Source organism: Acrocarpospora sp. B8E8 (assembly GCF_039871605.1).
Lineage (GTDB): Bacteria > Actinomycetota > Actinomycetes > Streptosporangiales > Streptosporangiaceae > Acrocarpospora > Acrocarpospora macrocephala.
Genome location: NZ_JBDPLV010000005.1, coordinates 197,442 through 223,419, shown reverse-complemented (window position 1 = coordinate 223,419; position 25,978 = coordinate 197,442). Strand labels below are relative to the sequence as shown.

At 66.9% G+C, this 25,978-nt stretch carries 32 protein-coding genes and 1 tRNA gene; 17 read left to right on the top strand and 16 right to left on the bottom strand.

Features of this window, described 5'->3' with window-relative positions:
* The first annotated feature begins 54 nt into the window (after window positions 1-54).
* Together ABGB08_RS07435 and ABGB08_RS07430 are read left to right on the top strand one after the other, a co-directional pair.
* On the top strand, window positions 55-564 hold the full coding sequence (locus ABGB08_RS07435) for a GntR family transcriptional regulator (RefSeq protein WP_347587657.1): 510 nt from the start codon (window positions 55-57) through the stop codon (window positions 562-564).
* Window positions 565-599: 35 nt separating this feature from the next.
* On the top strand, window positions 600-1,172 hold the full coding sequence (locus ABGB08_RS07430; protein ID WP_347587655.1) for an HD domain-containing protein: 573 nt from the start codon (window positions 600-602) through the stop codon (window positions 1,170-1,172).
* Here ABGB08_RS07430 and ABGB08_RS07425 read toward each other — a convergent pair.
* Window positions 1,140-1,616 carry an NUDIX domain-containing protein gene (locus ABGB08_RS07425; protein WP_347587653.1) on the bottom strand — a complete coding sequence of 159 codons (477 nt, stop codon included), beginning with the start codon at window positions 1,614-1,616 and terminating at the stop codon, window positions 1,140-1,142. The two genes, ABGB08_RS07430 and ABGB08_RS07425, sit on opposite strands and share 33 nt — an antisense overlap.
* A gap of 2 nt (window positions 1,617-1,618) precedes the next feature.
* The gene (locus tag ABGB08_RS07420) at window positions 1,619-2,359 is read right to left on the bottom strand and encodes a DUF5919 domain-containing protein (protein ID WP_347587651.1); all 741 of its coding nucleotides are present in this window, start codon (window positions 2,357-2,359) and stop codon (window positions 1,619-1,621) included.
* Between the two features lie 148 nt (window positions 2,360-2,507).
* Between ABGB08_RS07420 and ABGB08_RS07415 the strand changes: the two genes are divergently transcribed.
* Complete coding sequence (locus ABGB08_RS07415; protein WP_347587649.1) at window positions 2,508-2,723, top strand: hypothetical protein; 216 nt, start codon at window positions 2,508-2,510, stop codon at window positions 2,721-2,723.
* A gap of 177 nt (window positions 2,724-2,900) precedes the next feature.
* Here the strand turns inward: ABGB08_RS07415 and ABGB08_RS07410 are convergent, their stop codons facing one another.
* Complete coding sequence (locus ABGB08_RS07410; RefSeq protein WP_347587647.1) at window positions 2,901-3,266, bottom strand: winged helix-turn-helix domain-containing protein; 366 nt, start codon at window positions 3,264-3,266, stop codon at window positions 2,901-2,903.
* Window positions 3,267-3,373: 107 nt separating this feature from the next.
* On the opposite strand from ABGB08_RS07410, the gene ABGB08_RS07405 reads away from it, so the two are divergent.
* From ABGB08_RS07405 to ABGB08_RS07375, 7 genes are all read left to right on the top strand, one after another.
* Window positions 3,374-3,715, top strand: a complete 342-nt coding sequence (locus ABGB08_RS07405; protein WP_347587645.1) for a hypothetical protein — start codon at window positions 3,374-3,376, stop codon at window positions 3,713-3,715.
* Complete coding sequence (locus ABGB08_RS07400; RefSeq protein WP_347587643.1) at window positions 3,708-5,030, top strand: FtsK/SpoIIIE domain-containing protein; 1,323 nt, start codon at window positions 3,708-3,710, stop codon at window positions 5,028-5,030. Before ABGB08_RS07405 ends, ABGB08_RS07400 begins: the two co-directional genes overlap by 8 nt.
* Window positions 5,031-5,058: 28 nt before the next feature.
* Window positions 5,059-5,751 carry a DUF2637 domain-containing protein gene (locus ABGB08_RS07395; protein ID WP_347587641.1) on the top strand — a complete coding sequence of 231 codons (693 nt, stop codon included), beginning with the start codon at window positions 5,059-5,061 and terminating at the stop codon, window positions 5,749-5,751.
* Between the two features lie 20 nt (window positions 5,752-5,771).
* On the top strand, window positions 5,772-5,912 hold the full coding sequence (locus ABGB08_RS07390; protein WP_347587639.1) for a hypothetical protein: 141 nt from the start codon (window positions 5,772-5,774) through the stop codon (window positions 5,910-5,912).
* A 95-nt stretch (window positions 5,913-6,007) separates the two neighbouring features.
* Window positions 6,008-7,387 (top strand): replication initiator, encoded by a 1,380-nt coding sequence (locus ABGB08_RS07385; protein WP_347587637.1) that lies wholly within the window; start codon window positions 6,008-6,010, stop codon window positions 7,385-7,387.
* Complete coding sequence (locus tag ABGB08_RS07380) at window positions 7,384-7,569, top strand: helix-turn-helix domain-containing protein (protein ID WP_347587635.1); 186 nt, start codon at window positions 7,384-7,386, stop codon at window positions 7,567-7,569. The genes ABGB08_RS07385 and ABGB08_RS07380 overlap by 4 nt, the downstream gene beginning before the upstream one ends.
* The gene (locus ABGB08_RS07375; RefSeq protein ID WP_347587633.1) at window positions 7,566-8,765 is read left to right on the top strand and encodes a tyrosine-type recombinase/integrase; all 1,200 of its coding nucleotides are present in this window, start codon (window positions 7,566-7,568) and stop codon (window positions 8,763-8,765) included. Before ABGB08_RS07380 ends, ABGB08_RS07375 begins: the two co-directional genes overlap by 4 nt.
* A gap of 97 nt (window positions 8,766-8,862) precedes the next feature.
* Here the strand turns inward: ABGB08_RS07375 and ABGB08_RS07370 are convergent.
* The 4 genes from ABGB08_RS07370 to ABGB08_RS07355 form a co-directional block, all read right to left on the bottom strand.
* Window positions 8,863-8,935: transfer RNA gene (locus tag ABGB08_RS07370), tRNA-Thr, on the bottom strand.
* A gap of 41 nt (window positions 8,936-8,976) precedes the next feature.
* The gene (gene rlmB, locus ABGB08_RS07365; RefSeq protein ID WP_347587631.1) at window positions 8,977-9,942 is read right to left on the bottom strand and encodes a 23S rRNA (guanosine(2251)-2'-O)-methyltransferase RlmB; all 966 of its coding nucleotides are present in this window, start codon (window positions 9,940-9,942) and stop codon (window positions 8,977-8,979) included.
* 89 nt (window positions 9,943-10,031) lie between these two features.
* Window positions 10,032-11,426, bottom strand: coding sequence for a cysteine--tRNA ligase (gene cysS, locus ABGB08_RS07360; RefSeq protein WP_347587629.1), 1,395 nt, complete (start codon window positions 11,424-11,426; stop codon window positions 10,032-10,034).
* A gap of 86 nt (window positions 11,427-11,512) precedes the next feature.
* The gene (locus ABGB08_RS07355) at window positions 11,513-11,908 is read right to left on the bottom strand and encodes a PPOX class F420-dependent oxidoreductase (protein WP_155355539.1); all 396 of its coding nucleotides are present in this window, start codon (window positions 11,906-11,908) and stop codon (window positions 11,513-11,515) included.
* Window positions 11,909-11,979: 71 nt separating this feature from the next.
* Here ABGB08_RS07355 and ABGB08_RS07350 point away from each other — a divergent pair, with 71 nt between their 5' ends.
* Window positions 11,980-13,548, top strand: coding sequence for a DUF2637 domain-containing protein (locus ABGB08_RS07350; protein ID WP_347587626.1), 1,569 nt, complete (start codon window positions 11,980-11,982; stop codon window positions 13,546-13,548).
* 365 nt (window positions 13,549-13,913) lie between these two features.
* Window positions 13,914-15,089, top strand: coding sequence for a fumarylacetoacetate hydrolase family protein (locus ABGB08_RS07345; protein ID WP_347587624.1), 1,176 nt, complete (start codon window positions 13,914-13,916; stop codon window positions 15,087-15,089).
* 6 nt (window positions 15,090-15,095) lie between these two features.
* On the opposite strand, the gene ABGB08_RS07340 is transcribed toward ABGB08_RS07345, so the two are convergent.
* On the bottom strand, window positions 15,096-15,365 hold the full coding sequence (locus tag ABGB08_RS07340; RefSeq protein WP_347587622.1) for a GlsB/YeaQ/YmgE family stress response membrane protein: 270 nt from the start codon (window positions 15,363-15,365) through the stop codon (window positions 15,096-15,098).
* 92 nt (window positions 15,366-15,457) lie between these two features.
* Entirely contained in the window at window positions 15,458-15,721 is a 264-nt protein-coding gene (locus ABGB08_RS07335) for a GlsB/YeaQ/YmgE family stress response membrane protein (protein WP_347587620.1), read from the bottom strand.
* A gap of 407 nt (window positions 15,722-16,128) precedes the next feature.
* Between ABGB08_RS07335 and ABGB08_RS07330 the strand changes: the two genes are divergently transcribed.
* A complete protein-coding gene (locus ABGB08_RS07330; RefSeq protein WP_347587618.1) occupies window positions 16,129-16,779 on the top strand; it encodes a methyltransferase domain-containing protein in 651 nt (216 codons plus the stop codon).
* 236 nt (window positions 16,780-17,015) lie between these two features.
* Here ABGB08_RS07330 and ispF read toward each other — a convergent pair whose 3' ends face one another.
* Complete coding sequence (gene ispF / locus ABGB08_RS07325; protein ID WP_347587616.1) at window positions 17,016-17,504, bottom strand: 2-C-methyl-D-erythritol 2,4-cyclodiphosphate synthase; 489 nt, start codon at window positions 17,502-17,504, stop codon at window positions 17,016-17,018.
* A gap of 17 nt (window positions 17,505-17,521) precedes the next feature.
* Entirely contained in the window at window positions 17,522-18,004 is a 483-nt protein-coding gene (locus ABGB08_RS07320; RefSeq protein WP_030451583.1) for a CarD family transcriptional regulator, read from the bottom strand.
* A 253-nt stretch (window positions 18,005-18,257) separates the two neighbouring features.
* Here ABGB08_RS07320 and ABGB08_RS07315 point away from each other — a divergent pair, with 253 nt between their 5' ends.
* Window positions 18,258-18,851 carry a copper chaperone PCu(A)C gene (locus ABGB08_RS07315; RefSeq protein WP_347587614.1) on the top strand — a complete coding sequence of 198 codons (594 nt, stop codon included), beginning with the start codon at window positions 18,258-18,260 and terminating at the stop codon, window positions 18,849-18,851.
* Window positions 18,852-19,105: 254 nt separating this feature from the next.
* Here ABGB08_RS07315 and ABGB08_RS07310 read toward each other — a convergent pair whose 3' ends face one another.
* Window positions 19,106-19,798 (bottom strand): response regulator transcription factor, encoded by a 693-nt coding sequence (locus ABGB08_RS07310; RefSeq protein ID WP_155355545.1) that lies wholly within the window; start codon window positions 19,796-19,798, stop codon window positions 19,106-19,108.
* Entirely contained in the window at window positions 19,795-20,907 is a 1,113-nt protein-coding gene (locus ABGB08_RS07305) for an ATP-binding protein (RefSeq protein WP_246268457.1), read from the bottom strand. The genes ABGB08_RS07310 and ABGB08_RS07305 overlap by 4 nt, the downstream gene beginning before the upstream one ends.
* 184 nt (window positions 20,908-21,091) lie before the next feature.
* Between ABGB08_RS07305 and phoU the strand changes: the two genes are divergently transcribed.
* A complete protein-coding gene (gene phoU / locus ABGB08_RS07300; RefSeq protein ID WP_347587611.1) occupies window positions 21,092-21,739 on the top strand; it encodes a phosphate signaling complex protein PhoU in 648 nt (215 codons plus the stop codon).
* Window positions 21,740-21,795: 56 nt separating this feature from the next.
* On the opposite strand, the gene ABGB08_RS07295 is transcribed toward phoU, so the two are convergent.
* The 3 genes from ABGB08_RS07295 to mshA all read right to left on the bottom strand — a co-directional run bounded on the left by ABGB08_RS07295 (window position 21,796) and on the right by mshA (window position 24,387).
* The gene (locus tag ABGB08_RS07295) at window positions 21,796-22,533 is read right to left on the bottom strand and encodes a phosphoglyceromutase (RefSeq protein WP_347587609.1); all 738 of its coding nucleotides are present in this window, start codon (window positions 22,531-22,533) and stop codon (window positions 21,796-21,798) included.
* 85 nt (window positions 22,534-22,618) lie between these two features.
* Entirely contained in the window at window positions 22,619-23,107 is a 489-nt protein-coding gene (locus tag ABGB08_RS07290) for a YbjN domain-containing protein (RefSeq protein ID WP_155355548.1), read from the bottom strand.
* Window positions 23,104-24,387, bottom strand: a complete 1,284-nt coding sequence (gene mshA / locus ABGB08_RS07285) for a D-inositol-3-phosphate glycosyltransferase (protein WP_347587607.1) — start codon at window positions 24,385-24,387, stop codon at window positions 23,104-23,106. Before mshA ends, ABGB08_RS07290 begins: the two co-directional genes overlap by 4 nt.
* A gap of 69 nt (window positions 24,388-24,456) precedes the next feature.
* On the opposite strand from mshA, the gene ABGB08_RS07280 reads away from it, so the two are divergent.
* Entirely contained in the window at window positions 24,457-25,194 is a 738-nt protein-coding gene (locus tag ABGB08_RS07280; protein WP_347587605.1) for an SDR family NAD(P)-dependent oxidoreductase, read from the top strand.
* Window positions 25,191-25,976 carry a class I SAM-dependent methyltransferase gene (locus ABGB08_RS07275; protein ID WP_347587603.1) on the top strand — a complete coding sequence of 262 codons (786 nt, stop codon included), beginning with the start codon at window positions 25,191-25,193 and terminating at the stop codon, window positions 25,974-25,976. Before ABGB08_RS07280 ends, ABGB08_RS07275 begins: the two co-directional genes overlap by 4 nt.
* Window positions 25,977-25,978: the final 2 nt, after the last annotated feature.

The following is a 25,978-nucleotide window of genomic DNA, read 5'->3' as shown; positions in this document are numbered from 1 at the left end:
GGCAAGCTGAGCAGCGTCATTCCCAAAGATTCGAACGGTTTCCGGGCGTCGTAGATGAGCAGTGATCCCGACTGGCTGATCCGCCGACGAGTCTGGCCGAGAATCGTCGAGCAGCTCCGCCAGCGAATCATCGCGGCGGAATACCACGCGGGATCGCTGCTCCCCTCCGAGGGAGTTCTCTGCAAGGAGCTCCGGATCGCGCGTAATACGCTGCGGCGGGCGCTCGCCGAACTCAAACAGGAAGGCTTGTTGGACACGATCCCTTCCAAGGGCTGGGTAGTCGCTGCAGGAGAACATCCGCACCAGGACCGGTACAAGTATGAGGGCATCGCCCGGATGCTCCGCGAGCGAATCCAGACCGGTCTCCTGCCACCAGGTGCACTGGCGCCCAGCGAAGCGGCGTTGCGACAGGAGTTCGGTATCTCCCGGCACACCGTGCGATCCGCGCTGGCGGTCCTGGAACGTGAGGGACTTGTAGAGACGAAACAAGGCAAGGGCCGGTACGTCACTCGCCGCGCACCTGCGGAAATAGGACGTCCCGGGACGTCCAACCAGCGGGGCTAGATGTCCCCCAGGGTCGCCTCCCTATCGTGAACAGCATGAGACAAGTCGAATGGGCTCGTGAGCTGGCACGCAAGGTCCTGGAGCGGCGGCTGCCGCGCCGTTGGGAGCACTCGCAGGGCGTCGGCCGCCGCGCCGAATCGCTGGCGCCGATCCTCGGCAAGGACGCGGAGATCCTTGCTGCCTCCGCGTGGCTGCACGATATCGGGTACGCCCCTGACCTGATCGACACCGGATTCCACCCGATCGACGGCGGGCGCTACCTCCGCGACGTCCACGGGGCCGACGAGCTCCTGTGTCGCCTGGTTGCCCACCACACCTGCGCAGAGATCGAGGCCGGCCAGCGTGGCCTCCTCGACATCCTCACCGGCGAATTCCCCAAGGAGCGCGGCGACCTGGTGGAAGCCCTGACGTTCTGCGACATGACCACCAGCCCGGACGGGCTACCGCTGACGGTATTCGATCGGCTGGCCGAGATCCGCTCACGCTACGGACCGGACGACGAGGTCACCTGGTGCATCAATCGGTCTGAGCCGTGCATTCTGTCGGCGGTCCGAGCTGTGGAATCGCGGTTGGCGCTATCCGATGTGCGGCTTGACTGCCTGGTCTAGGTAGTGGCCGATCCGCAGGCGCATCGAGCGATCCATCTTCAGGTCGGCCACCTGTTCGCGCGGCACCCATTGGACCTCGGTTGATTCGCTGCTCGGGGTCGGCTCGCCGGTGACGGCTTGGGCGGTCAGGACGATGGAGAACTCTTGCCGGGCCTCGCCGTTGCTGGTGTAGAGGATCACGTGCCGGGGATCGGTATAGGTCCCGACCAATCCCGTGATCTCGCAGACGATGCCGGTCTCTTCAAGAGTCTCGCGAACAGCCGCATCCGGAAGGGACTCGCCCAGATCGATCGCGCCCCCGGGTACAGCCCAATTCCCGTTATCACTGCGGCGGATCATCAGAATGTCCCCGGCCGCGTTGGTCACCACGACGTTGACCGAGGGGACAAGACTGTTGGGTGCGGGCGCGTCCGGGTCATCGTAGAAATCGATCCGTTTGCCCATACTCAGGACTCTACCGGGGCGGCCTCGGACCAGACGCGCTCGAAACTCTCCAGGTAGGTGGCCACCATGTCGCCGCCGGCGACCCGGCGTAGATGCAGAACCGGGGCGTTGGCCGCGGGGGCGCCGTAGACATGCGTGTTGACGAGAAGCTGGTCATCGGCGCGGTAGATCGAGTTGTACAGAATCGTGTCATGCAGCCGGATTTCAACGCCTTCGATCCGGAGGATGGGCCGGTAGAGAACCAGGGCGTTACGGGCTTTGGCCGCCATCCCCTCGTCGATACCCTCATCCGAACCGCGCTGGGCGACTTCCGTACTGTCCGGGTTGCCGAGCAGAATCCGTACCCGAACGTCGGTGCGAGCTTTCTCGCCGAGAACCCGGACCAACCCGGAATCTTCGGCGAGGAACATGCCGCTGTAGACCAGGATGCCGATCTGTTCCTCCGCGCCGGAGAACAGACGTCCCCAGGTGTCACGAGGGACCGCCCAGCGATGCGGATAGACGGTGACGATCTCGCTCTCTGAGGCTGAGGCCACCTGTTCCCGCGTCAGCGCCTCCGGCCACAGATAGGACTCGTCCATCCCGAGATGCGAGGAAACCGCGTACCTGTGCCTTCGGTACGGTGCGCGGCCTTTGGTGATCCACCGTTCAACGGTCTTGGGGTCCACCTCGATGGCTGCCGCCAGCTCCGCGACGCTCACCCCGCGCTCGAGCAGAGCCGCGCGCAGTCGCTCGTTCGCCATCTCACCTGCCCGTTCGGGGACGTCCGGGGACTCGTTCATCCTAAGCCGGACGTCTTGAACACGTCCGGTCATGTAGTGATCTCGTCCTGACACTTCCTCGCACCCTCGGTAAGGAACACCGAACCGATCGAGGAAAGGAGGAGTGATCATGACCAACACGATTGCTACCCCAGCGGAGGAACCCCCGGCCTGCGCCTGCGGCGCGGCCCTCGCCGAAGGGCAGAAACTCTGCCGCAAGTGCGCGGCGCGCGAACGATGGGCCAAACGTCAGGCGGCCCGACTGCGCGTCAAGCGGCGTCGCAACCTGAACCGCCGTCCTCCCCGCGACCCGCACCGCACCACCGTCCAGGGCGTCACCCCGTGAGCTGGCTGCCGCTGATCGTCGCTGCGCTCCTGGCCGCCGTCGTCCTGGTCAGCTTTGTCGTGGTCCTGGTCGGAATGCGGCAGGAGGACAACCGTCGGCACCTGCCCACCGACGCCCCGACCGTCTCGGCCGCGTTCGCCCGGCGGGTGTCCGGCTGCCACGTCCGCGACGGCGGTTCTAGGCGCCGGCCTTCCGATCGGCTGCGGGCAACGCCGCTTCCACCTGCTCCAGGCGTCGAGTCAAGTCCTGCACGGCACTACGCAGGGCGGTGACCTCGGCGCGCAGGTCCGCATCCTGCTCGGACTGCTCGGACTGGTCGTCCTCCCGGACGAACACCCCCTTGCCCTGCTGGCCGACGACCAGGCCCTCGTTGCGCAAGATCCCCATCGCCATCTTCACCACCGACAACGAGGCGTCGAACTGCTCGGCCAGCCGGGCCGTGGACGGCAGCGCCTCTCCCGGCGCGAGAAGCCCGCCGCGAATCCGCTCCCGCAGTTCATCGGCGATCTGAAGGTACCCGGGCCTGCCCGTCTTCTTGACCATCGCCCCTCATCTCACCACGAGAAACCGACCAAGCCAACCACGAGCACATTGACAACCAAGCCAACCAGGTTAACCATGTTGGCTATGTGAGCAAAGGAGGTCTCCCGATGCGAACCATCCCCATCCCGGTCGACACGACCAAACTCGTCTTCACCTGCGTGAAGGCCCCTCACCCCCGCGTCCTGAACCGCGACACCGGAGAAATCAAGCTCGACAAGACCGGCCAGGCCATCTACGAAACCGTCCTGTCGGTCGAAGACACCTTCGGCCGCATCGAACTCGTCAAGATCGGCACCTCCGGCGATCCCGGCGTCCCCGCCGGAGCGGAGGTAACCCCGGTCGACATGATCGGCTACGTCTGGGAGACCTCCGGCAAGTGGGGCATCGCCTACCGCGCCGCATCCTTCCGGCCCGCTCACGCTGTGCCGGTGGACGGCGATCGTGCCTGACATACTGCCGGAGCTTCTCGCCTTACCCGCAGGCCTGGCCGTCCTTGCGGCCGGGCTCTGGGCCTGGCGCCACTTCCATCACACCTCGTTCTGGTACGTCCTCGCCTACCCCTTCACCGCAATCCAGATCCGCGCCAGCTGGCGCAAGGTCGCCCTCGGCTGCGGCCTGTCCAAGAAACGCCAGCGCTTCTGGTGGACGATCACCCCCGCTGCGATCGTCTCCACCGGGACCGTGAAAGTCCGACGCACCTTCCGCCGCGTCGCCGTCGACACCAAGCCGTGGATGTGGCTTCCGCTTCCCACCCGGTACGGCTGGCGCGTCACCCTGCGCCTCCTGGAAGGTCAGATCCCCGCCGACTACTCCGAGGTCGCCGAACGCCTCGCCCACTCCTGGGGCGTCCACGCCGTCAGGGTCTCCTCCGACAAACCAGGACGAATCCGCCTCAACGTCACCACCCATGACCCGCTCATCCGAGTCGACCACGTCCCACCCTCTCCCGACCTCCTCAAGGTCACGGTAGGCCGACTGGAAACCGGCGGCGCATGGCTGATCGACTTCACCGTCCCGCACTGGATCAACGCCGGAGCCACCCAATCCGGAAAGTCCAACCTCGCCAACGCCCTGCTCGTCGGCCTCGCACCCCAACCGGTCGCGCTGGTCGGCTTCGACCTCAAAGGCGGCGTCGAATTCACCCCCTACGCGCCTCGCCTGTCGGCGCTCGCCACCTCCCGTAGCGAATGCAGTGATCTCTTGGCCGATCTGATCGGCCTGATGATCGGCCGCATGGGCCGGTGCCGTACGGCTGGCGCCCGGAACATCTGGCAACTCCCGGCGGATGAGCGGCCGGTTCCCATCGTGGTCCTGGTCGATGAGCTGGCCGAGCTCTACCTGATGGCCGACAAGAGCGAGAAAGACGAGATCGCCCGCATCTCCACCGCGCTCCTGCGCATCGCCCAGCTCGGCCGCGCCTTCGGCATTTACCTGTTCTGTTCCGGCCAGCGCATCAGCTCCGAACTCGGCCCCGGCGTCACCGCCTTGCGCGCCCAATGCTCCGGACGCATCTGCCACCGGGTCAACGATCCCGAAACCGCCACCATGACCCTCGGCGACCTCGACCCGTCCGCCCTGGACTCCGCCCGCGCCATCCCCGCCGAAAAGCCCGGCGTCGCCATCGTCGCCAACCAAGACGGCCAGTGGTACCGCGCCCGCTCCTTCTACATCTCCGAAAAGACCGCCGAACAGGCCGCGCACACCTACGCCCACCTCACCCCGGACTGGGCCGCCATCCGCGCCGAACAGAAGATCCCCGCCTGACCCGATCAACGAAGGGAGGTAGCCCATCATGCGTGCCTTGTCCGCCTGGCTGATCGATACCGGCCCCGTCCTGGTCCTGGCGCTCATCGCCGGTACGGGCTCCTTCACCCACATCCGCGACACCGCCACCGAAAACGGACAAGACGGCTGGATGGCCTGGGCCGTGGCCGTCTGCATCGACCTCACCTGTGTCATGGCCGCCCGCGAACGCCAACGCGACAAGAAAACCGGCCGGCAACAGCAGGGATGGGCCTCATGGCCCACCCTCGTCCTAGTCGCCGGGATCGTCCTGTCCCTGGCCGCCAACCTCCACCAAGCCGAACCCACCCCCTGGGGATGGCTCACCGCGGCCACCCCAGCGGGCGCGTTCCTGATCGCCGTCTCCATGCTCGAACGCCGCACCACCAGCCCACGACCCGACCCGTCCCCAGCATCCGACCCCATCCCAGCACCCCAGGACATGAAGACCGAGAACATCGGCCTGCCCATCCTCGACCCGTCCCCAGTACTCGCGCCCGTCCCCGCCGTCCGGGACGGCAAGGACGGTCGGCCTGCCCCGTCCTCGTCCCTGCTCGCCTACGCCCGCCGCGTAGCCGACGAACACCACACCCGCCACGGCAAACCCATCACCCGCGACATGCTCCGCACCCGCCTCGGCGTGTCCAACCAACTCGCCTCCGACCTCCTCCGCGACATCCGCGCCCACCCAGAACCCGCATGACCACAGAAAGGAGGACACCCATGAACGACCCCGAACCGGCCGAACTCGACGAACTCCCCGAGATTCCGCCCGAGCGCTGGCAGTGCTGCCACTGCGGCGGAACCGGCTCGGACTCCTACGGCGACACCTGCCGCCACTGTGACGGGCTCGGCAACTGCTGACCCGTCAACGCCCCCGGCCTGGCCGCACATCCGCCAAGACACACGCCAGGTCGGAGGCCCTCCCCCACCCGAACGAGCGAAAGGAGGTACCCATCTTGCCCACAAACCCGACCAACGCGCACGCGATCAGCGGCACGATCACCCGCCTCAACCACCCCGGCTACCAACGATGGGCTGACCAGATCAGGCGTACCGGCGGGTGCCGACAACCCATCCACCTACGCGGCAAGATCGAACACCGCGACCGTACAACCGGCGCGCTGCTTCACCGCTACAGCACCTACCTCGAACCCGGCGGCGTCCTGCGCCTCCCGTGCAAGACACGCCGCGCCTCCCGCTGCCCGGCCTGCGCCGAGATCTACCGTGCCGACACCTACCATCTGATCCGCGCCGGCCTCATCGGCGGCAAGGGCGTCCCCACCTCAGTGACTGCCCATCCATGCCTGTTCATCACCCTCACCGCACCCTCCTTCGGCGCCGTCCACACCCGGCGGGACAACAACGGCAAGTTGCGTCCCTGCCACCCTCGCCGAAAGCCGATCACCTGCCCTCATGGGCGGGTCATGTCGTGCACCGCCCGGCACGGAACCAATGAAGAATGTCTCGGCGAACCCCTATGCGGCGCCTGCTACGACTACATCGGTTCGGTCCTCTTCAACGCCTGCGCTCCGCTGCTGTGGAAGCGGTTCACCGATGCTCTACGGCGGAACCTCGCCAAACGCAGTGGCGGCACGCTTAAGACCCTGCGCGAGCAGCTCGTCGTCTCCTTCGCCAAGGTCGCCGAATACCAGCGGCGCGGCCTCGTCCATTTCCACGCCATCATGCGCTTGGACGGACCGAAGGGTCCCCAGACGCCTCCACCCGCCTGGGCGACCATCGAGACATTGAGTCTTGCGGTGCACCATGCCGTAAAGGTCGTCCAGGCCACCGTTCCCTCCCACGGCGACGATCCGGATCGCATGCTGCGCTGGGGCGACCAACTCGACATCCGCCCCATCACCCTGACCGGCGAACTCACCGAACAAGCCGTCGCCGCATACGTCGCAAAGTACGCCGTCAAGGGCGCCGAGAGCGTCGGCATCCTCGACCGGCGCATCCTGCCGACCACCGATCTTGCCTCACTTCCCGTGCGTGAACACGCACGCCAACTCGTCGCCACATGCGTGCGCCTCGGCGCACAAGACGAACTGGCCGACCTCCGCCTGATCCAGTGGGCACACATGCTCGGCTTCCGCGGCCACTTCTCCACCCGATCCCGGTACTACTCGACCACCCTCGATGCCCTCCGCGCCGAACGAACCGCGCACGCGCAACAGGACAACGTCGCCAACGGACGGCTTCCCGCTTTCGACGACAAAACGGTGTTCGTCGTCTCTGACTGGCATTACGTCGGCCAGAGCTTCACACCGACTGACGCGCTCCTGGCTGCCGCCATCGCTGGAACCCCCAACACGGTCGGCAGGGGCCAGCGATGACGCCGCTCCTCCTGACAGTGCCGGAAGCAGCAGAAGCGCTAGCGATCTCCCGCAGCAAGCTCTACCAACTGATGGCCTCCGGCGCGGTCGACTCCGTGCGCATCGACGGCTGCCGCCGCATCCCCCTATCCGCCCTCCACCTCTACATCGTCCGCCTGACCGACAAGGAGGCCACCAAATGACGAACACCCCGAAGAACAGCAAGGCCACGCCCAAAGTCAGGGACGGCGTCGTGAAGCGCGGAAACACCTGGTCCTACGTGATCCGGGTCAAGCACCCGGAGACTGGCGAGAGCAAGCCCAAGTGGGTCGGAGGGTTCACCACTGAGGACGACGCCAAAGCGGCCCGCGACGAGGCTCGCGTCAAAGCCCGGCGTGGTGAGTACATCGATCGCAACACGATCACCGTTGCCGAGTATCTCGACGAGTGGATCGAGGGGCATGCGGTCGAGATCAAGCCCAAGACTCTGCACGGCTACCGCGTGATGATCCGGCTCTATCTCGTACCCAACATCGGCCGCCTACGTCTCCAGGCGCTCCGACCCGCCGCAATCACCAAGCTCTACCGTGACCTGCTGACCAAGGGCGGCCGGAAGGGAAAGGGCCTGGCACCCAACACCGTCAAAAATGTGCACACCGTTCTCCGGAAGGCGCTCACTGACGCCGTGCTCGTCGACGAGATCCTTCCGAATAACCCCGCCGAACGTGCCAAGCTCCCCCGTATCCAGAGCCAGGAAGCGGGCGGCGTGTGGACACCCGCTCAACTCCGCGCGTTCCTCGACGCGGCCGGCACTCATCGGCTGTCGGCCTTCTTTCACTTGGCCGCCTACAGCGGAGCTCGCCGAGGAGAACTCTGCAATCTGCGCTGGGCTGACGTCGACCTGGACACACCCCAGATCCGCGTCTCTGGCTCCTCCGCCGTCATAGAGGGGCAACGAGTCGAAGGAACTACTAAGAGCGGACGGTCTCGTGTGGTGAGCCTGGATTCCGACACCGCCGAGGTCCTCCGGAAGCACCACAGGCAGCAGGCGGCCGACAAGCTCAAAGTCGGGGAAGCGTGGAAGGGGACTGGCGACTACGTGTTCACGACCGGCTGGGGTGAGCCGATCTTTCCGGACACTGTCAGCTCGCTCATGCCGAACCTGATCAAGACGTACAACGACACCAATCCGAAGCAACCACTTCCGCGCGCCCGGCTTCACGACCTGCGCCACGTCCACGCGACCACGCTTCTGCTCGCGGGTGTCCCTGTCCACGTCGTCGCGGCCCGCCTCGGCCACTCCGATCCCGCTATCACGCTCCGGGTGTACGCCCACGTGATCAGTGAACAGATGGCCAGCGCGGCGGACGTCTTCGCTAACGCAATCAAGGCGGCATGAGGACCTGTTAGCAGAGGTGTTAGCAAGATCGGGACATTGTCCGGACAAACAAAGAGCCCCTGGCCATATCTGAGCTGGTCAGGGGCTTTCGCACGAGAGCCGCCTTGGGGAATCGAACCCCAGACCTTCTGTTTACAAGACAGATGCTCTGCCGATTGAGCTAAGGCGGCTTGTCAAGCCTGACAAGTCTAGCGGGCCTGGCGGTGGGGCGTCACTGACGGCGGAGGCGGGAGATTTCGTAGAGGGCGATGCCTGCGGCTACGCCGGCGTTGAGGGATTCGGTGGTGGTGGTCATCGGGATGCGGACGGTTTCGTCGCAGGTTTCGCGGACCAGGCGGGAGAGGCCTTTGCCTTCGGAGCCGACCACGATGACGAGGGGGTCGGAGGCGAGGGTGGTGGTGGCGATGTCCTGGCGGGAGTCGCCGTCCAGGCCGATGATGAACAGGCCGGATTCCCGGTACGCCTGGAGGGTTTGGGTGAGGTTGCTGGCGCGGGCGACCGGAAGGGTGGCCAGGGTGCCCGCGGAGGTCTTCCAGGCACCCGCGGTGACGCCTGCGGAGCGGCGGGAGGGGATGAGGAGGCCGTGGGCGCCGAAGGCGGTGGCGGAGCGGGCGATGGCGCCGAGGTTGCGGGGGTCGGTGACGCTGTCCAGGGCGACGATGAGGGGGGCTTCGGCGGCTTCCTGGGCGTAGCCGATCAGGTCGTCGGGATGACGGTAGTCGTACGCCGGGACCTGGAGGGCCAGGCCCTGGTGGATGGCGCCGTCGGTGAGGCGGTCCAGTTTCTCGCGGGAGACTTCGAGGAGGGCGATGCCCTTGTCCGCGGCGATTTTGATGGCCTCTTTGACGCGGTCGTCGTTGTCGAGGCGCTGGCCGACGTACAGAGCGGAGGCGGGGACGCCGGCGCGGAGGGCCTCGACGACGGGGTTGCGGCCGCCGATGTATTCGGGGGCGTCCTCGCTCTTGCGGGGGCGGGGCGCGGGGCGGCGGCCGGACGTGCCGCCGCGCTCCTCGCGGGCGACTCGTTCGGCGCGTGCCTTGTCCTTGTACCAGTGACGCATCTCGGCGGGCGGGGTCGCGCCCCTGCCTTCAAGGGATCGCCGGACCTTGCCGCCGGTGCCTCTGGTCGCGCCCTGCTTCTTTGCGGGCTTTCCCGAAGCCCGTCCCCCAGCACCCATGACGACAAGCCTATCCGTATGTACGAGACGCTCTCCCCAGCAAAAGAAAGCGCAACCGCTTGACCAGCTCGAATCCCGTATACAAACCGTCAGCGGGCGAGCTCCCAGCGCGGCCCAGTCGGGGTGTCCTCGACGACGACGCCCGCGGCGGCGAGCTGGTCGCGGATGGCGTCGGCGGCGGCGTAGTCCTTGCGGGCGCGGGCGGCCTGGCGTTGTTCGAGGGCGACGGCGATGAGGGCGTCGACGACCTCGCGGAGGCCGGAGTCGCCGGTGTTGCGCCACTGCTCGGAGCGGGGGTCGAGGCCGAGCACGCCGAGCATGGTCTGGGTTTCTGCGAGGTGGCGGGCGACCTGCTCCTTGTTGCCCTGGGCGAGGGCGACGTTGCCTTCGCGGACGACCTCGTGGATGACCGCGAGGGCCTGGGAGACGTTGAGGTCGTCGTTGAGGGCGTCGACGAAGGCCTGGGGCAGGGGGGCGGTGGCGTCGACGTCGTGGATGACCTCGGCGGCGCGGGAGACGAAGCCTTCGAGGCGGCGGTAACCGGCGGCCGATTCCTGCAGGGACTCGTCGGAGTAGTCGATCGAGGAGCGGTAGTGGGCGGCGATCAGGTAGTAGCGCAGCTCGACGGGGCGGACTTTGCGCAGCATTTCGGGGATGAGGAGCGAGTTGCCGAGGGACTTGCTCATCTTGGTGCCGCCGAGCTGGAGCATGCCGTTGTGCATCCAGTAGCGGGCGAAGCCGTCGCCGGCCGCCTGGGATTGGGCGATCTCGTTCTCGTGGTGCGGGAAGATCAGGTCGACGCCGCCGCCGTGGATGTCGAAGGTGCCGCCGAGGTATTTGGTGGCCATCGCGGAGCATTCCAGGTGCCAGCCGGGGCGGCCGCGGCCCCACGGGGTCGGCCAAGTGGGCTCGCCGGGCTTCTCGCCCTTCCAGAGGGCGAAGTCGCGGGGGTCGCGTTTGGCGGAGTCGATGTCGGTGTCGCCCGCGGCGAGCATGTTCTCCAGTTTCTGGTTGGAGAGCTTGCCGTAATGGTCGGCGTAGGAGCGGACGTCGAAGTAGACGTCGCCGCCCGAGGCGTAGGCGTGGCCCTTGTCGATCAGGCGGCGCATCAGTTCGGTCATCTCGGGCACGTGGCCCATCGCGCGCGGTTCGACCGTGGGCGGGAGGCAGCCGAGCTGGTCGTAGGCCCAGGTGAAGGCGCGCTGGTTACGCTCGGCGACGACGAACCAGGGCACGCCCTCGTCGGCGGCGACTCGGATGATCTTGTCGTCCAGGTCGGTGACGTTGCGGCAGAACGTGACGTCGTAGCCGTCGCGGGTCAGCCAGCGGCGGAGCACGTCGAAGTTCACGCCTGAGCGGATATGCCCGATATGGGGAGGAGCTTGAACAGTCGCACCACACAGGTAGATCGAGACCCGGCCGGGCTCGATCGGCACGAATTCACGGACCGTACGCGTGCTGGTGTCATAGAGGTTCAGGCTCACGAATGCAAGGCTAACGCCTTCCGCGCCAGCACAGGCCGACTTGGCGGGGCGTGAACCCCGCCATTTCGACCGTGGTGCACGCCACACTAACCCCGGAGATACACCTTCTCCGGAGTGATGCGGGCAATCACCCGTTCATTGTCCGGGTTTGACTCGACAAAGGGCCTTTTGTAGTACTTCTGGGAAAGTTCCTGGATCAGGGCGCCGGTGGGGTCGTCGATGAGGGTCACCCGGCCGCGGATCTCGGCGTACACATAGGGGTCGGACGGGTCGACGATCAAGATCGAGGTGCGGGGGTCGCGCTCCAGGTTGCGGTGCTTGCGGCGGCCTTTGACCGTTGAGAACAGGATGTCGTCGCCGTCGGTGCGCACCCACACGACCGACGTCTGCGGGCTACCGTCCTGGTTCACGCTGGACACGGTGGCGAAGTTGACGCCGTCGAACAGGTCGCGGACCCGTTCCGGCAATGATGTATTCCCCATGTGTCGATCATGCCATTTCGCCCGTGTCATAAATCAATGTGCGGCGGGTGAGTCGGTAGGCTCGAAATGCCATGGACGCGACTCCCCCCGCGGCGGCAGGTCCGACCTCCCGCCCGTCAGCCATCCGTACCGCCCCGGCTTCCCGCCCGGCCGGAATTCCGCTGGTGCTGCGCCGGCTGGCCATTGGCCTGGCCGGGCTCGCGCTTGCCATCCTCGCGGGTGCCGCCTGCGTACTATCCTTCGACGACCTGCGTGGACTCGCCGTTCAAGGCCAGGTCGAGCCGCGTCTGGGGTATCTCTACCCGGCCGGGTTCGACGCGCTTCTGATCGTCGCGCTGATCGGCGTGCCGCTGTTGCGGTCGGGGCGATTATTGGTGCGCCTGCAGGTGGGCCTCATTCTCGCGCTGCTCCTGGCCGCCGCGGCCGCCGCCGCTGTGGCCACCGCTACCGGCGCCACCTTCGAGCCACGGCAGGCCGCGATCACGGTCGCGCTGGTTCCATGGGTCATGCTGGTGATCGGTCTGTGGCTCCTGTTGGTCCTGGTCAAACACACGCAGAACAAGCGCGCCGACCTGAACGGCGACAATGACGTGGAAGAACTCGTTCCCTTCGATGAGGAACATTCCCGTCCTGTTTCGGCCGCGCCCAGAACCATCGACCCGGTCGGCGTGTCCACCGACCCCTACCCGGTCATTCTCCCGTCGGTACGGCATGCGCTTCCGGAACCCCAGAAATCCGCCGAATCAGCGGCCCCACCCGACTACACGCCTCCGGTCCCGGTCAGCCCGGTGACCGAGACCGTCGCTCCACCCGAACTCGCGCCTCCACTCCCCCACGACACGGAACCGGCCCCTACCGCGGAACGACCGAAGCGCCCGACCCGCTGGGGCGACCTGATCCGCCCGAACGTCGGCGACGTCCTCGTCCATCCACGCCCAGGCGAGCCATCGCGTACGGCCCCCGAACTCGACGACGACCCTGAGGCGACTCCGGACGACCCGGCCTTCGCCGACTACTCCGGCCAGAGCGACACCCAACCCAGCAATCCGTCCACCGACGATGACGTGGCAATTGGAGCGTCGGAAACGCCGGAACAGAGCGTCGGGACGACAGACCAGGCCGAGGATGCGTCTGACCAAGCCCAGACCATCGAGACATCGAGCCGAACCGACAACGCCGAAGCCCCAAGCCAGGCTCAGGACGATCCGGACGTCTCCTATTGGGCAGGAACCGCGGACGAGATCTCCCCGAGCGCGGCTACATCGGACGAGATCAGCACGCCTGAAGCCCAAGAAGCCTCCGAAGGCGACAATTCCGCCCAGACGATCCCGCCAATCGTCCCCTTGGTCGCCTCGGATGACGCGGCATCCGAAGCCCTCTCCCGCCGCTACGACGAGGCCGCCGCCCAGATCGCCGAACGATACTCCGGCCAGGTACAGAGCGAACTCGACGAGAACGAGGAGTCAGGCATCGACACCCAGCCGATGCGCAAGTTCCACGACTCCCCTGATCCCGAGCACGGCATCGACGCCGCCGACCCCGAAGAACTGAACACCACCGCCCGCCGCCTCCATCACGGCGAAGAACCCCCAGCCCCTCCTTCGGGAAGAATGCGAAGCACACCCCTCCCACCCACCTGAAGTCGCATTGCCGTGGGTCTCCCACCCACCCAACCCGTTTGATTCCCTCGGGCTCCGCCCGACCCCGCCATCACCGCGGCTGCCCGAAGGAAACGACGGTCGCATTGCCGTGGGTCTCCCACCCACCCAACCCGTTTGTTCCCCTCGGGCTCCGCCCGACCCCGCCATCACCGCGGCTGCCCAATGGACAGTCACTGTGGTTGCCCAAAGGAACGACGGTCATATCGCCGTGGCTCTCCACCCAGCCCGACGACAACCCACCACCTCGGACCCACCACCCCCTAAACCCTTCGCTGACCTGCACCGTTGAGAAAAATGACCATGGACGTGCCGCCTCCTGACTCGAACAGGGGAAGGGGGGAGGCATGGCGATCACGTCCTGGGTTTGGGTTCCTGGTGGGAGCGGGTTTCCTGGGTGGAACTTGCCCTTTGGGGTGTTTTCGAGGCGCGGGGAGTTGCCTCGGGTGGGGGTCGCTATTGGCGATCACGTAGTAGATCTGGACCTTCTGCGCGCGACGGGCGTACTTCCCAATTCGGCTTGGTTCGCGGCGGGGACGTTGAACTGGTTTCTGGCGGCGGGGCCGGAGGCGTGGCGTTCCACTCGGGAACGGCTGATCGAGTTGCTGAGTGATGAGCAACATCGACCGGCGGTGATGCCCGCGCTCGTACCGATGAGCGAGGTATTGCTCCATCTGCCGTTCGCGGTGGCCGACCTGGCATGTTTCCAAGGGTCCCTGGATCACACCACGAATATGGGACGCATGTTCCGCCCGCCCACGATGGATCCCGTCCGGCGGAACTGGCGGCAGATGCCGGTGGCGCACCATGGCCGGGCGGGGAGTGTCGTGGTGTCCGGGACGCCGATCGTGCGGCCCAGCGGCCAGCGGGGTGAGGCGGATGTCGGGCCGTCAATGAAGTTGGATATCGGCCCCGAGATCGGATATGTGGTCGGGGTGCCGGCCAACCATCCGGTCGGGACCAAGGCCTTCCGCGATCATGTGTTCGGCGTGGTGCTGGTGAACACCTGGCGGGCGCAGGACCTGCTGGCCTGGGAATATCAGGACTTGGGACCGTTTACCGGACGCGCGTTCGCGACCACGATCTCGCCCTGGGTGGTGCCGCTGGACGCCCTGGAGCACGCCAGGACGACCCAGCCGCCGCAACAGCCCTCGCCGCCGGGCTACCTCACGGTGACCGAACCCTGGGGACTGGATCTGGCGCTCGAAGTGACCCTGAACGACGAGGTGATCTCCCGCCCGCCGTACGGCCTGCACTACTGGACCGGCCCGCAGTTGCTCACCCACACGACGGTGAGCGGCGCTCAGCTACGGACGGGAGATCTACTGACATCAGGCCCGATTTCCGGCCCAGACGATCCGGGCACGCTCCTGGAGATGACCTGGAACGGGAAGAACCCGCTGCGGCTTCCCAAGGATGCCGAGCGGGTCTTCCTTGAGGACGGTGACACGGTGACGATCACCGCGAAGTCCGCCCTCGGAGTCGGGCTTGGCGAGGTCACGGGGACCGTGCGCTCGCCCTGAATCCTGCTATACGCGCGTTCGGCCACGCAGCGCGGCGACGGCACCCACACCGACCACCGCCAGCACGACCTGCATGACGATTTCGATCCAGTCGATGCCGGGGGTGGTGGCGACGCCGAGGGCCTGGGCGATCGCCGTACCGATGAGGGCCGCGATGATGCCGACGACGACGGTCAGGATCCAGCCGATCGGCTGGCGACCTGGCAGGAACAGCCGTCCGAGCGCGCCGACGACCGCACCGATGACGATGGCGCCGAGAATGGTCTCGATGGACATATCGACCTCCGCTTGAGGGTGTCACTTGCACCCTCAAGGGACGGCAAATACCCCGTGCTGGAAAATTAGTCCTCAGCACCCGAAATTTCGTGTCATTGGCTGCTCGGTCGCCTGGACGCGACGGCCCCCACGCCGATGATGGCGAGGACGAGTTGGAGGATGTGCTCCCACCAGTCGATGCCGCGCGTGTTGGCGAAGCCAAGCCAGTGCGCGATCAGCGTCCCGATCAGGGCGGCGACGATACCGACGATGACCGTGAGAGACCAGCTGATGTGCTGCCGCCCCGGCAGAATCAACCGCGCCAACCCCCCGATGATCGCCCCGATAATCACGGCGCTGATGATGGATCCGATCATGATATTCCCCCCTTGAAGGAAGAAATACCCCACAAGCGTCGTCGCAACCCGTAATCAGAACATACGGATAGTTGTCACCATAAAAGGACTTATATCACCCTCGGAAGCTGCCGGGCTGTCAGTTCTGGCTCGGCCCGGACCGGGGTCACCGTCACCTTCTGGGCCGACCTTGACGTCATTCACCTGCTGGTCGCCGGAGTGCGGATCAAGAGCTTCCGTTCGCATCTGTCCCAAGCCGACCTGGCCCAGCCGGCCGCCCGCGGAGGACCGCCCGCGCGCCCGTCCACCGCGCCGGTCACCGTTCAGCGGGTGGCCCGGGCCCTCGCCCTTCCCCACGCCGATCGCGATGGCCGACGGTTTCCCCTGTGGATTACGATGCGAGATCGGTTCGGCTACTTTGATCGACTATGACCGACGCCGGTTTTCTCGAAGCGACCCGCAGCGCCTACAACTCGAGGGCGGCCGAGTACAACGAGCTATTCCGCGATCCTCTGGCGGACAAGCCGCTGGACCGGGCACTCATCGACACCTTCGCCGACCTGGTGAAGGCAGCGGGCGGCGGGCCGATCGCTGATCTCGGGTGCGGGCCAGGACACTTCACGGCCTACCTCCACGCGCGAGGACTCCCCGTGTTCGGGATCGACCTGTCGCCGGGGATGATCGAACAGGCCCGCCAGGAGCATCCAGACCTCCGGTTCGAGGTCGGCTCGATGTTCGCCCTGGAGCTGGCGGACGGCAGTGTCGGTGGCGTCTTCAGCCACTACTCGATCATTCACACTCCGCCCGAGCGGGTGCACGAGTTGTTCGACGAGTTCACCCGCGTGCTCGCACCCGGCGGGCATGTCCTGCTTGCCTTCGCCGCGACTGAAGAGCCGTCGCAGCTGGCCGAGCCGTACGACCATGCCGTCTCGCTGGCCTACCGATGGTCCACCGACATGATCGCCGGTATGCTCCGTGAGCGGAACATCGTCGAGACTGCCCGGCTGGTCTTCCCCGGGCATCACGACCCGAAGCGCGGCTTCCCGAGCGTATTCCTGCTGACCGGCAAGTCCGCCTGACTCCCTTGCTCCAAGACAGTCTTCACAGCCTGGACTGAGGAACGCAGGTGGCGCAGCGGCCGGAGAGACGAGAGAAGACAAAGGCTGAAGGCGGCCAAGCCCGCCAATCCGAAAGATCGGCCATGCCACTGCAAGCGCGCTGATCCGGAGGATCGCCAAATAAGCACAGCGGCAATCTGTTACCGCGCCTGGTCACAGATTGCCGCCGCCTGTATGTGAGACGCGCGGCCGGCCGATCAGGTTGGCGAGGTGTTCGAACCCCGTTGGAACGGGCCAACGACCAACGCGGTGGCCATCGCCGCGACACCTTCGCCGCGCCCGGTGAGGCCCAACCCGTCGGTGGTGGTCGCGCTCACGCTCACCGGCGCGTCGATCGCCGCGCTCAACACCTTCTCCGCCTCGGTACGGCGTGGCGCCAGCTTTGGCCGGTTTCCAATGATCTGAACAGCCACGTTGCCGATGTCGAAGCCCGCCTCGCGTACCCGTCTGGCGGTTTCCGTGAGCAGAGTCGTGCCGGACGCGCCCGCCCAGCGCGGGTCGGCGGTGCCGAACAGGCCGCCGAGGTCGCCCAGACCGGCGGCCGAAAGTAACGCGTCGCAGCAGGCGTGCGCGGCGACGTCACCGTCGGAGTGCCCAGCCAGACCCGTTTGGTCTGGCCAGTGCAGGCCCGCCAGATGAAGCTCCCGGCCGGAAGCGAAAGGGTGGACGTCGACTCCGACGCCCACCCTTGGAAAAAACGTGTTCAGGAGTTCAGCACCTCGTCGAGCAGTGCTTCTGCCTTGTCCTCGTTGGTCTTTTCCGCCAGAGCGAGCTCACTGACCAGAATCTGCCGAGCCTTGGCGAGCATCCGCTTCTCACCCGCCGAGAGACCGCGCTCCCGGTCACGACGCCAGAGGTCACGAACGACCTCGGCCACCTTGTTGACGTCACCGGACGCCAATTTCTCAAGGTTGGCCTTGTAGCGGCGGGACCAGTTGGTTGGTTCCTCGGTGTGCGGCATGCGGAGCACGTCGAAGACGCGCTCAAGGCCTTCCTGGCCGACAACATCGCGCACACCGACAAGTTCGGCGTTTTCCGCTGGCACCTGGACGGTAAGGTCGCCCTTGTCGACCTTGAGCACCAGGTAGGTCTTTTCCTCACCCTTTATGGTCCGAGTGGTGATGGCTTCGATCCGAGCAGCCCCGTGATGGGGGTAGACGACCGTGTCGCCGACCTGGAAAGTCATGTGACAAGTACCCCTTCCGCTGTACTCCAGGGTACCACGCGCCAACAGCCTCCCGGAACAGTGAAATCACCATAACTGCAGGTCAAAGCCTCATTTTGGGACTTGACAAGCAGTCGACTCTGTGAATGAGCAACTCCGACATACCGGATGACCTGCCGAATCAGGGGAAACCGGCCCGGTGCGGGGAGTGGTGCCCCCCATCGATAGGGTGATCCCCAGCTCTATCTAGCCGCGTAACAAGGAGACCCGAGCCGTGACCAGCACCAGCCGCCGCAGGGTGATCGCCGTTGCCGCGCTCCTCGCCGCCGCCCCTGTTCTGGCCGCGTGCGGCGCCGGCGACAAGGCCAACACAATGCAGCCTTACGCGCCGACCGACGCCCAGGTCCTCATCACCGACAGTGTGTACGGCGAGCGTGGCATGCGGGTCAGCCAAGCGTTCGTCCTCGGCCCCGACTCCGGCGGCCAGATCCCCTCCGGCGGCGCGGCTCCGCTCTACCTGGTCCTCACCAACGAGAACCCGGCCCCCGACAGCCTGGTCAGCGTGACCCCCCTCCCCGACCAGGCCACCTCGGTAAAGGTCACCGCGCCCGTCCAGGTGCCCCCGCACACGCTGGTGAACACCGGCCAGCCGACGCCGCAGCTCACCGTCGAAGGCCTCAAGAACGCGCTGCGCGGCGGCGAGACCCTGCGGCTCACCCTGAAGTTCCAGACCGCGGGCGACATCACCATGGACGTCCCCGTGATCACCCGCAGCCGCGAATACGCCACGCTGCCCCCGGTCCCCGGCGCCCTCCCCGCCCCCAGCCCCGTCGCCTCCGCCTCCCCCGCCGCGACGCCCGGCCACTAAAACACGACATCGGGATCCGGCGCTGCCGCGAGCAGCGCCGGAGGCCAACTTCTCCGTGCCCGGAAAGTTCTTCGACTCGAACGCACGGCCATCCCCGTGGCACTGCGTCCGGCAATCAGCAGAGGCAATGCCAGAAATAGGGCGAATCGACTCACTAAGCGAACGGTCGCCCCGTGCCCGTAATCCCACGGGCAGCAGATAAACAAAGACCCCTGTTCCAGTGCTGGAACAGGGGTCGTTAGCGCGAGACCGGCTCAGTCCTCCACGACGGGATCGAACTTGTAGCCGAGCCCGCGAACAGTGAGGATGCAGCGCGGGTTGGCAGGGTCGGATTCGACCTTGGCCCGGAGTCGCTTGACGTGGACGTCGAGGGTTTTCGTGTCACCCACATAGTCGGCGCCCCAGACCCGGTCGATCAGCTGGCCCCGGGTGAGGACACGGCCGGCGTTGCGGAGCAGTACTTCCAGCAGTTCGAACTCCTTGAGCGGCAGCTGAACCTGCTGCCCGCGCACCGCGACGATGTGCCGATCCACGTCCATCCGCACCGGCCCCGCCGCGAGAATCGCGGACTCCAGCTCCTCGACATCCCCCTGCCGGCGCAGCACAGCCCGAATCCGGGCCACCAGCTCCCGCGACGAGAACGGCTTGGTGACATAGTCGTCGGCGCCCAGCTCCAGCCCGACCACCTTGTCGATCTCACTGTCCTTCGCGGTCAGCATGATCACAGGAACCTTGGAGCGCTGCCGCAGCGAGCGGCACACCTCCGTGCCAGGCAGCCCGGGCAACATCAGATCAAGCAGCACCAGGTCGGCGCCGTTACGGTCGAAGGTCTCCAGCGCCTCGGGCCCGGTGGCCGCGACGGCAACCTCGAAGCCTTCCTTGCGAAGCATGTAGGACAGGGCGTCGGAGAACGACTCCTCGTCCTCCACGACGAGTACCCGGGTCATGTGGCCGCCTCCAGGGGGGTTGACGTGGTGCGTGGTACCGCCACCGCCACGCCGCCGAAGGCGGGGAGACGGAGGGTGAAGGTCGATCCGGAGCCTTCTTTGCTCCACACCGTGACCTCGCCGCCATGCGCGACGGCGACGTGTTTGACGATGGCGAGCCCGAGTCCGGTGCCGCCCGTCGCCCTCGACCGGGCCGCGTCGACCCGGAAGAATCGTTCGAAGATGCGCTCCTGCGCGCCTTCGGGGATGCCGATCCCCTGATCGCTGACGCTGACCTCGACCGCTTCCCCGGCCGGGCGCGCGCTCACCACGACCCTGGTGTGCTCGGGACTGTACGCCACCGCGTTGTCGATCAGATTGCGCAGCGCGGTGACGAGGAGCTCGTCGTCGCCCCAGACGTTTAAACCTTCGGTGCCCCCGGCGACCAGGGTGATGTCCTTGGACGCCGCCTTGGTGTTGCACCGGTCGATGGCCTCGTGCACGGCTTCGTCCACCGGCACGGGCCCGGGGGTCGGAATCGCCTCGGCCCCCTGAATCCTGGACAAAGTGATCAGATCCTGCACCAGGTAGGTGAGCCGGGCCGCCTCATGCTGCATGCGGCCCGCGAACCGAGTGACCGCCTCGGGGTCGTCGGCAGCGTCCTGGATGGTCTCGGCCAGCAAGCTGAGCGCGCCGACGGGCGTCTTCAGCTCGTGGCTGACATTGGCCACGAAATCCCGCCGAACCGCCTCGACCCTGAGCCGCTCGGTCTGGTCCTCGGCGAGGACCAGCACCTGGCCGGTGGAGCCGAGCGGTGCCACCCGGACCGCGAACGTGGTGGACTCCTGGCCGAACTTGCGGCCCGGCACCTCGATCTCGCCTTCCCTGATCTCGCCGTCCCGCCGCACCTTGCGCGCCAGCGCGAGCAGCTCCGCCGCCATCAGGGCATCCGCCCGCACCAGCCCGTACGCCCTCGCGGCCGAGCTGGCCCGCAACACGCGGTCCTCCCGGTCGAGCACCACCGCCGAGGACGGCAGCACGGCCAGCACCGACGCCACCCCGGGGGCCAGGCTGTCATCGACGGGTTCCGGTTCCCGCACCGGCTCCGACTGCCGCCGGATCGCCATCATGACGAGGGTGCCCACCAGGAAGCCACCCATCGCCGCGAAACTCGCCAGCAACTCGTTCACGACTTAGATGCTAGGTGGGAATCTCCGTGCGCCCGACTGCCTGATAGGGCATGACCATGGCCTTTCCGGAAGAGTTCACTCGCCGGTCGAGGTTCGTTCATAGTCGCGCGCATACGGTAACGGCATGCGCGACGCTTATCACGAAGAGCTGGATACCCTCACCGACCGACTGGTCGAAATGACCCGCCTGGTCCGGTCGGCCATGTCGCGGGCGACCACTGCGCTGCTCGACTCCGACCTGCACCTGGCGGAGAGCGTCATCTCCCAGGACGAGGAGGTCAACCGGCTGTACGCGGAGGTGGAGACCTCCATCTACGAGGTCATGGCCACCCAGCAGCCGGTCGCGGTCGACCTGCGCACCGTGATCAGCGCCTTGCGGATGGCCGCGGACCTGGAGCGCATGGGCGATCTGGCCGAACACATCGCCAAGATCGCCAGACTGCGCCACCCCGAGTCGGCGATCCCCGCGTCACTGCGCGACATCATCCTCGAAATGGGCCAGATCGCCGAGCGCTTGATCACCAAGACCGGCACCTGCATCGCCACCAGGGATGTCGAGCTCTCCAAGGAACTGGAGTCCGACGACGACGCGATGGACAAACTCCACCGCCGCCTCTTCCGGATCCTGCTCTCCCCTGACTGGAAGTACGGCATCGAGGCCGCCATCGACATCACCCTCGCGGGCCGCTACTACGAGCGCTACGCCGACCACGCGGTCCGCGTCGCCCACGATGTCGTCTATCTGGTGACCGGTTCCCGCCAGGAGGCCTGACCCGAACACGCGTAACCCCCCGGTCCTCGGGGGGCCGGGGGGTTACGTGTAAACCCTTATTTGCCCTGGTTTGCCACGGCTTCGATGGCGGCCTTGGCGGCTTCGGGGTCCAGGTAGCCGGAGCTGATCGGCTTGTAGTCGGCGTCCAGCTCGTAGCGGAGTGGGATGCCGGTGGGGATGTTCAGCGCGGCGATGTCGGCGTCGCTGATGCCGTCCAGGTGCTTGACCAGGGCGCGGAGCGAGTTGCCGTGGGCGACCACGAGGACGGTCTTGCCCGCGGCCAGGTCGGGGACGATCTGGTCATACCAGTACGGCAACATGCGGTCGACGACGTCCTTCAGGCACTCGGTCCGGGGCAGCAGCTCCGGCGGAAGCAGCCCGTAACGCGCGTCGCCCGCCTGGGAGAACTCGTCGTCGTCCGCGATGGGCGGCGGCGGGGTGTCGTAGGAACGACGCCACAACATGAACTGCTCGTCGCCGAACTCGGCCCGCGTCTGCGCCTTGTCCTTGCCCTGCAACGCGCCGTAGTGGCGCTCGTTCAGCCGCCAGGACCGCTGGACCGGCAGCCAGAGCAGGTCGGCCGCTTCGAGGGTGAGGTTGGCGGTGCGAATCGCCCGGGTCAGCAGGGAGGTGTGCACCACGTCGGGGCGCACTCCGGCCTCGATGAGCAGGTGCCCGCCGCGTCGGGCCTCGGCCTCGCCGGTCGCCGAGAGGGTGACGTCCACCCACCCGGTGAACAGGCCCTTGATGTTCCATTCGCTCTCGCCGTGCCGCAGCAGCACCAAAGTCGCCATGGCCGCAATCCTAACGGGGTACGGCTCCGCCGACTTCCGCCCGGTCCGCGAACCGCTGGCGAACGCTATGCGAAATCACGCACGGCTACGCGGATTCCCGCCCGGGATCCGCGAAACGCGCGAACGCGGCGAGGTTCGCCGTGGATTCGCCGCGTTTGAGACGCCACTCCCACTCGCGCCGGATCGACGACGCGAATCCCAGCTCCAGCGCGCGATCGAACCACTCGTCGGCATACGTCAGGACGCAGCCGAGGATGCGGTCGATCTCCTCTTCGGAGATGGCCTGCAGCGGGATGCGGCCCACCAGGTAGACGTCCCCGATCGGGTCGAGGGCGAAGTGCACGCCGTACATCGAGCCGTTCTTGGTGAGGAGCCAGCGGTAGAAGTCGGCGTGGTTCTCGTCGGGGCGGCGGCAGAAGAACGCCTCCACGTGCAGCGCCTGGTCGCCGACGATCAGCCAGGTCATGGTGGCGAGCTTGTGCTGGCCGGGCAGTTTGACGAGGAAAGCGCCCGGCCGGGGCTGCTCGTACGGCAGATCCCCGGCCTTCAAAGCCTCCTCGACCGCGGCGATCACAGGTTGACCGCCACGGGCACACGATGCAGCTTGGCCATAGCTCCGGTATACACCTCCACCAGCCGCGCGGCGGTGGCGGACCACCCGAAAGCGGTCGCGTGCCGGGGTGCCCCGGCGGCCAGTAAGTCCCGCCAGGCGGGCTGCCTGATCAGGCCGGAAAGGGCGTTCGCCCAGTTCTGGGGGTCGTGGCCGTCGACGAGCACGCCCGAGACCCCGTCCTTGACGGCGGTTCTGAGACCGCCGACGGAGGCGGCGACGACGGGCGTGCCGCAAGCCTGGGACTCCAGGGCGACGAGGCCGAAGGATTCGTTGTGGGAGGGCACGACGGTCAGGTCGGCGGCGCGGTACCAGTCGGCCAGCTCGTGTTGGGGCGCGGGGGGCGCGAGCCGTACCACGTCGGAGATGCCGAGTTCGTGCGCGAGGTCGGTGAGCAGGGAAGGACGGGCGAGGCCGTTGCCGCTGGGGCCGCCGACGCAGGCGATGACGAGGCGGTCGCGGAGCGAGGGGTCGGCGGCGATCATCCGGGCCGCGGCTTTGAGCAGGATGTCGGGGGCTTTGAGGGGCTGGATCCGGCCGACGAAGAGCAGGACGACCGCGTGCTGGGGAAGGCCGAGCCGGTGCCGGGCCGCGCCTTGGGAGGCCGGTTGGAAAACGGTCAGGTTCACGCCGGGATTGACCACCGAGACCTTCTCCGGCGGTGCGGAATAGAGCGAGATGAGCTCGTCGGCTTCGGCCACGGTGTTGGCGACCAGGCGGTCGGCGATGTCCACGACCTGCTCCTCGCCCATCACCCGGACGGGGGGTTCCGGCCGGTCGCCCTCGGCCAGCAGCAGGTTCTTGACCTTGGCCATGGTGTGCATGGTGTGGATCAGCGGCAGTCCCCAGCGTTCCTTGGCCAGCCAGCCGACCTGCCCGGAAAGCCAGTAATGCGAGTGGATGACGTCATACCTGCCGGGGTCGTACATGGCCTCCGTGCGCAGCACGCCCGACAGAAAGGCGCACATCTGGCCGGGGAGGTCGCCCCGGTCAAGTTCCTCGTACGGCCCCGCGGTCACGTGCCGCACCGACACGCCCGGAACGATCTCCGCCACGGGAGGCAGATCGCGCGCGGTCTGCCTGGTGAAGATCTCCACCTCGACCCCGAGCTCGGCCAGTCGTTTGGCCACCTCCACGATGTAGACGTTCATGCCGCCCGCGTCGCCGGTGCCCGGCTGGTCCAACGGGGACGTATGCATGCTGATCGTCGCGACCCGGTTCAGTCGTCGCCGTCCGAGCGTCACCCACACCACCTCCAAGCGGGTATTAACCACGAATAACTACGACAGATTCCCACCCCTAAGATGACCCCCATGGCGAGGACAGCAGTGGTGACAGGGGCGAGCAGCGGGATCGGCGAGGCCACCGCGCGGCGGCTCGCGGCCGAGGGGTATGACGTGGTCGCGGCGGCCCGGCGGCGGGACCGGCTGGACCGGCTGGCGGCCGAGGTGCCGTCGATCCGCCCAGCCACGCTGGATGTGACGTCGGCGGAGTCCGTGGACGCGCTGGCCGCCTCGCTCGACCGCTGTGACGTGCTGATCAACAACGCGGGTGGCGCGGTCGGGCTTGAGCCGGTGTCGGCCGGGCGGGTCGAGGACTGGCAGAGCATGTACGAGGTGAACGTGCTCGGCTCGCTCCGGATGACCCGGGCGTTGCTCCCCAAGCTCATCGAATCGGGGGACGGGGTGCTGCTGATGTTGACGTCGGTGGCGGGGCTCGTCTCGTACGAGGGGGGCGGGGGTTACTGCGCCGCCAAGCACGCGCAGACGTCCATGACCGAGACGTTGCGGCTGGAACTGTGCGGCGAGCCGGTGCGGATCATCGAGATCGCGCCCGGGATGGTGCGGACGGAGGAGTTCTCGCTGACCCGGTTCCGGGGGGATGGGAGCGCGGCGGCGAAAGTGTATGAAGGCGTGCCGGATCCGCTGACCGCCGATGACGTGGCGGACGTGATCGCGTTCGCGGTGACGCGGCCGGCGCATGTGAACATCGATCGGCTGGTCATCCGGCCGCGGGCGCAGGCGGCGCAGCACAAGGTCCATCGGGTGTGAGGCGGCCGGTCGGGGAGATCACCCGCGGCACCACCGGCCACAACCGGCTGCGCCGCGCCGACCGCTGGATCGCCGCCGGATATGGCGGATTGTTGCGCTCGGTGGCGGAACCACTGGTGGTGGACCTCGGCTACGGCGCCTCCCACATCACGACATATGAACTTTTCACCAGGCTGAGACGTGTCGCCCGAGACGTTCAAGTGGTCGGCGTGGAGATCGACCCGGCCCGGGTCGCCGCCGCGAAGCCCTTCGAACGGCCAGGACTGACCTTTATCAGAGGCGGTTTCGAACTGCCCGTCACCCGCCCGCCGATGCTGGTGCGGGCCTTCAACGTCCTGCGCCAGTACGGCGAGCCCGAGGCCTGGCGATACTGGGAAATGTTGCGCCAGAGCCTCCACCCCAGGGGCATCCTCGTCGAAGGCACCTGCTCCGAAGCCGGCCACCGCGCAGTCTGGGCAACATTGGACGAAAAATCACCAAAAATCATCACCTTCGCCGCGCGGTTCAGTGGCCTCGACCGCCCCTCCGACCTCGCCCCCCGCCTCCCAAAAACCCTCATCCACCGAAATATCCCCGGCCACCCGATAAATCGTCTCTTCGCCGATTGGGATCGCGCCTGGGCGACCTGCGCCCCCTTCGCCGCGTACGGCACCCGCCAGCGCTGGATCCGCACCGCCCACCTGCTCTCCCAAACCTGGCCGGTCCACACCACACCCCCCTTCGGCGGACCAACCCGATGGCGGCTGGGCGAACTTACCCTCCCTTGGTCAGCCGTGGCCTAAGC

Coding starts and splice junctions, on each gene's coding strand:
- phoU (WP_347587611.1), top strand. CDS start 21,092: ATGCGCGACGCTTATCACGAAGAGCTGGATACCCTCACCGACCGACTG.
- ABGB08_RS07305 (WP_246268457.1), bottom strand. CDS start 20,907: ATGATGGCGATCCGGCGGCAGTCGGAGCCGGTGCGGGAACCGGAACCC.
- ABGB08_RS07430 (WP_347587655.1), top strand. CDS start 600: ATGAGACAAGTCGAATGGGCTCGTGAGCTGGCACGCAAGGTCCTGGAG.
- ABGB08_RS07395 (WP_347587641.1), top strand. CDS start 5,059: ATGCGTGCCTTGTCCGCCTGGCTGATCGATACCGGCCCCGTCCTGGTC.
- ABGB08_RS07310 (WP_155355545.1), bottom strand. CDS start 19,798: ATGACCCGGGTACTCGTCGTGGAGGACGAGGAGTCGTTCTCCGACGCC.
- ABGB08_RS07345 (WP_347587624.1), top strand. CDS start 13,914: ATGGCGATCACGTCCTGGGTTTGGGTTCCTGGTGGGAGCGGGTTTCCT.
- ABGB08_RS07375 (WP_347587633.1), top strand. CDS start 7,566: ATGACGAACACCCCGAAGAACAGCAAGGCCACGCCCAAAGTCAGGGAC.
- ABGB08_RS07320 (WP_030451583.1), bottom strand. CDS start 18,004: ATGACTTTCCAGGTCGGCGACACGGTCGTCTACCCCCATCACGGGGCT.
- ABGB08_RS07435 (WP_347587657.1), top strand. CDS start 55: ATGAGCAGTGATCCCGACTGGCTGATCCGCCGACGAGTCTGGCCGAGA.
- rlmB (WP_347587631.1), bottom strand. CDS start 9,942: ATGGGTGCTGGGGGACGGGCTTCGGGAAAGCCCGCAAAGAAGCAGGGC.
- ABGB08_RS07280 (WP_347587605.1), top strand. CDS start 24,457: ATGGCGAGGACAGCAGTGGTGACAGGGGCGAGCAGCGGGATCGGCGAG.
- ABGB08_RS07425 (WP_347587653.1), bottom strand. CDS start 1,616: ATGGGCAAACGGATCGATTTCTACGATGACCCGGACGCGCCCGCACCC.
- ABGB08_RS07380 (WP_347587635.1), top strand. CDS start 7,384: ATGACGCCGCTCCTCCTGACAGTGCCGGAAGCAGCAGAAGCGCTAGCG.
- ABGB08_RS07335 (WP_347587620.1), bottom strand. CDS start 15,721: ATGATCGGATCCATCATCAGCGCCGTGATTATCGGGGCGATCATCGGG.
- ABGB08_RS07410 (WP_347587647.1), bottom strand. CDS start 3,266: ATGGTCAAGAAGACGGGCAGGCCCGGGTACCTTCAGATCGCCGATGAA.
- ABGB08_RS07420 (WP_347587651.1), bottom strand. CDS start 2,359: ATGGCGAACGAGCGACTGCGCGCGGCTCTGCTCGAGCGCGGGGTGAGC.
- ABGB08_RS07355 (WP_155355539.1), bottom strand. CDS start 11,908: ATGGGGAATACATCATTGCCGGAACGGGTCCGCGACCTGTTCGACGGC.
- ABGB08_RS07350 (WP_347587626.1), top strand. CDS start 11,980: ATGGACGCGACTCCCCCCGCGGCGGCAGGTCCGACCTCCCGCCCGTCA.
- ABGB08_RS07330 (WP_347587618.1), top strand. CDS start 16,129: ATGACCGACGCCGGTTTTCTCGAAGCGACCCGCAGCGCCTACAACTCG.
- ABGB08_RS07415 (WP_347587649.1), top strand. CDS start 2,508: ATGACCAACACGATTGCTACCCCAGCGGAGGAACCCCCGGCCTGCGCC.
- ABGB08_RS07405 (WP_347587645.1), top strand. CDS start 3,374: ATGCGAACCATCCCCATCCCGGTCGACACGACCAAACTCGTCTTCACC.
- ABGB08_RS07295 (WP_347587609.1), bottom strand. CDS start 22,533: ATGGCGACTTTGGTGCTGCTGCGGCACGGCGAGAGCGAATGGAACATC.
- ABGB08_RS07340 (WP_347587622.1), bottom strand. CDS start 15,365: ATGTCCATCGAGACCATTCTCGGCGCCATCGTCATCGGTGCGGTCGTC.
- ABGB08_RS07390 (WP_347587639.1), top strand. CDS start 5,772: ATGAACGACCCCGAACCGGCCGAACTCGACGAACTCCCCGAGATTCCG.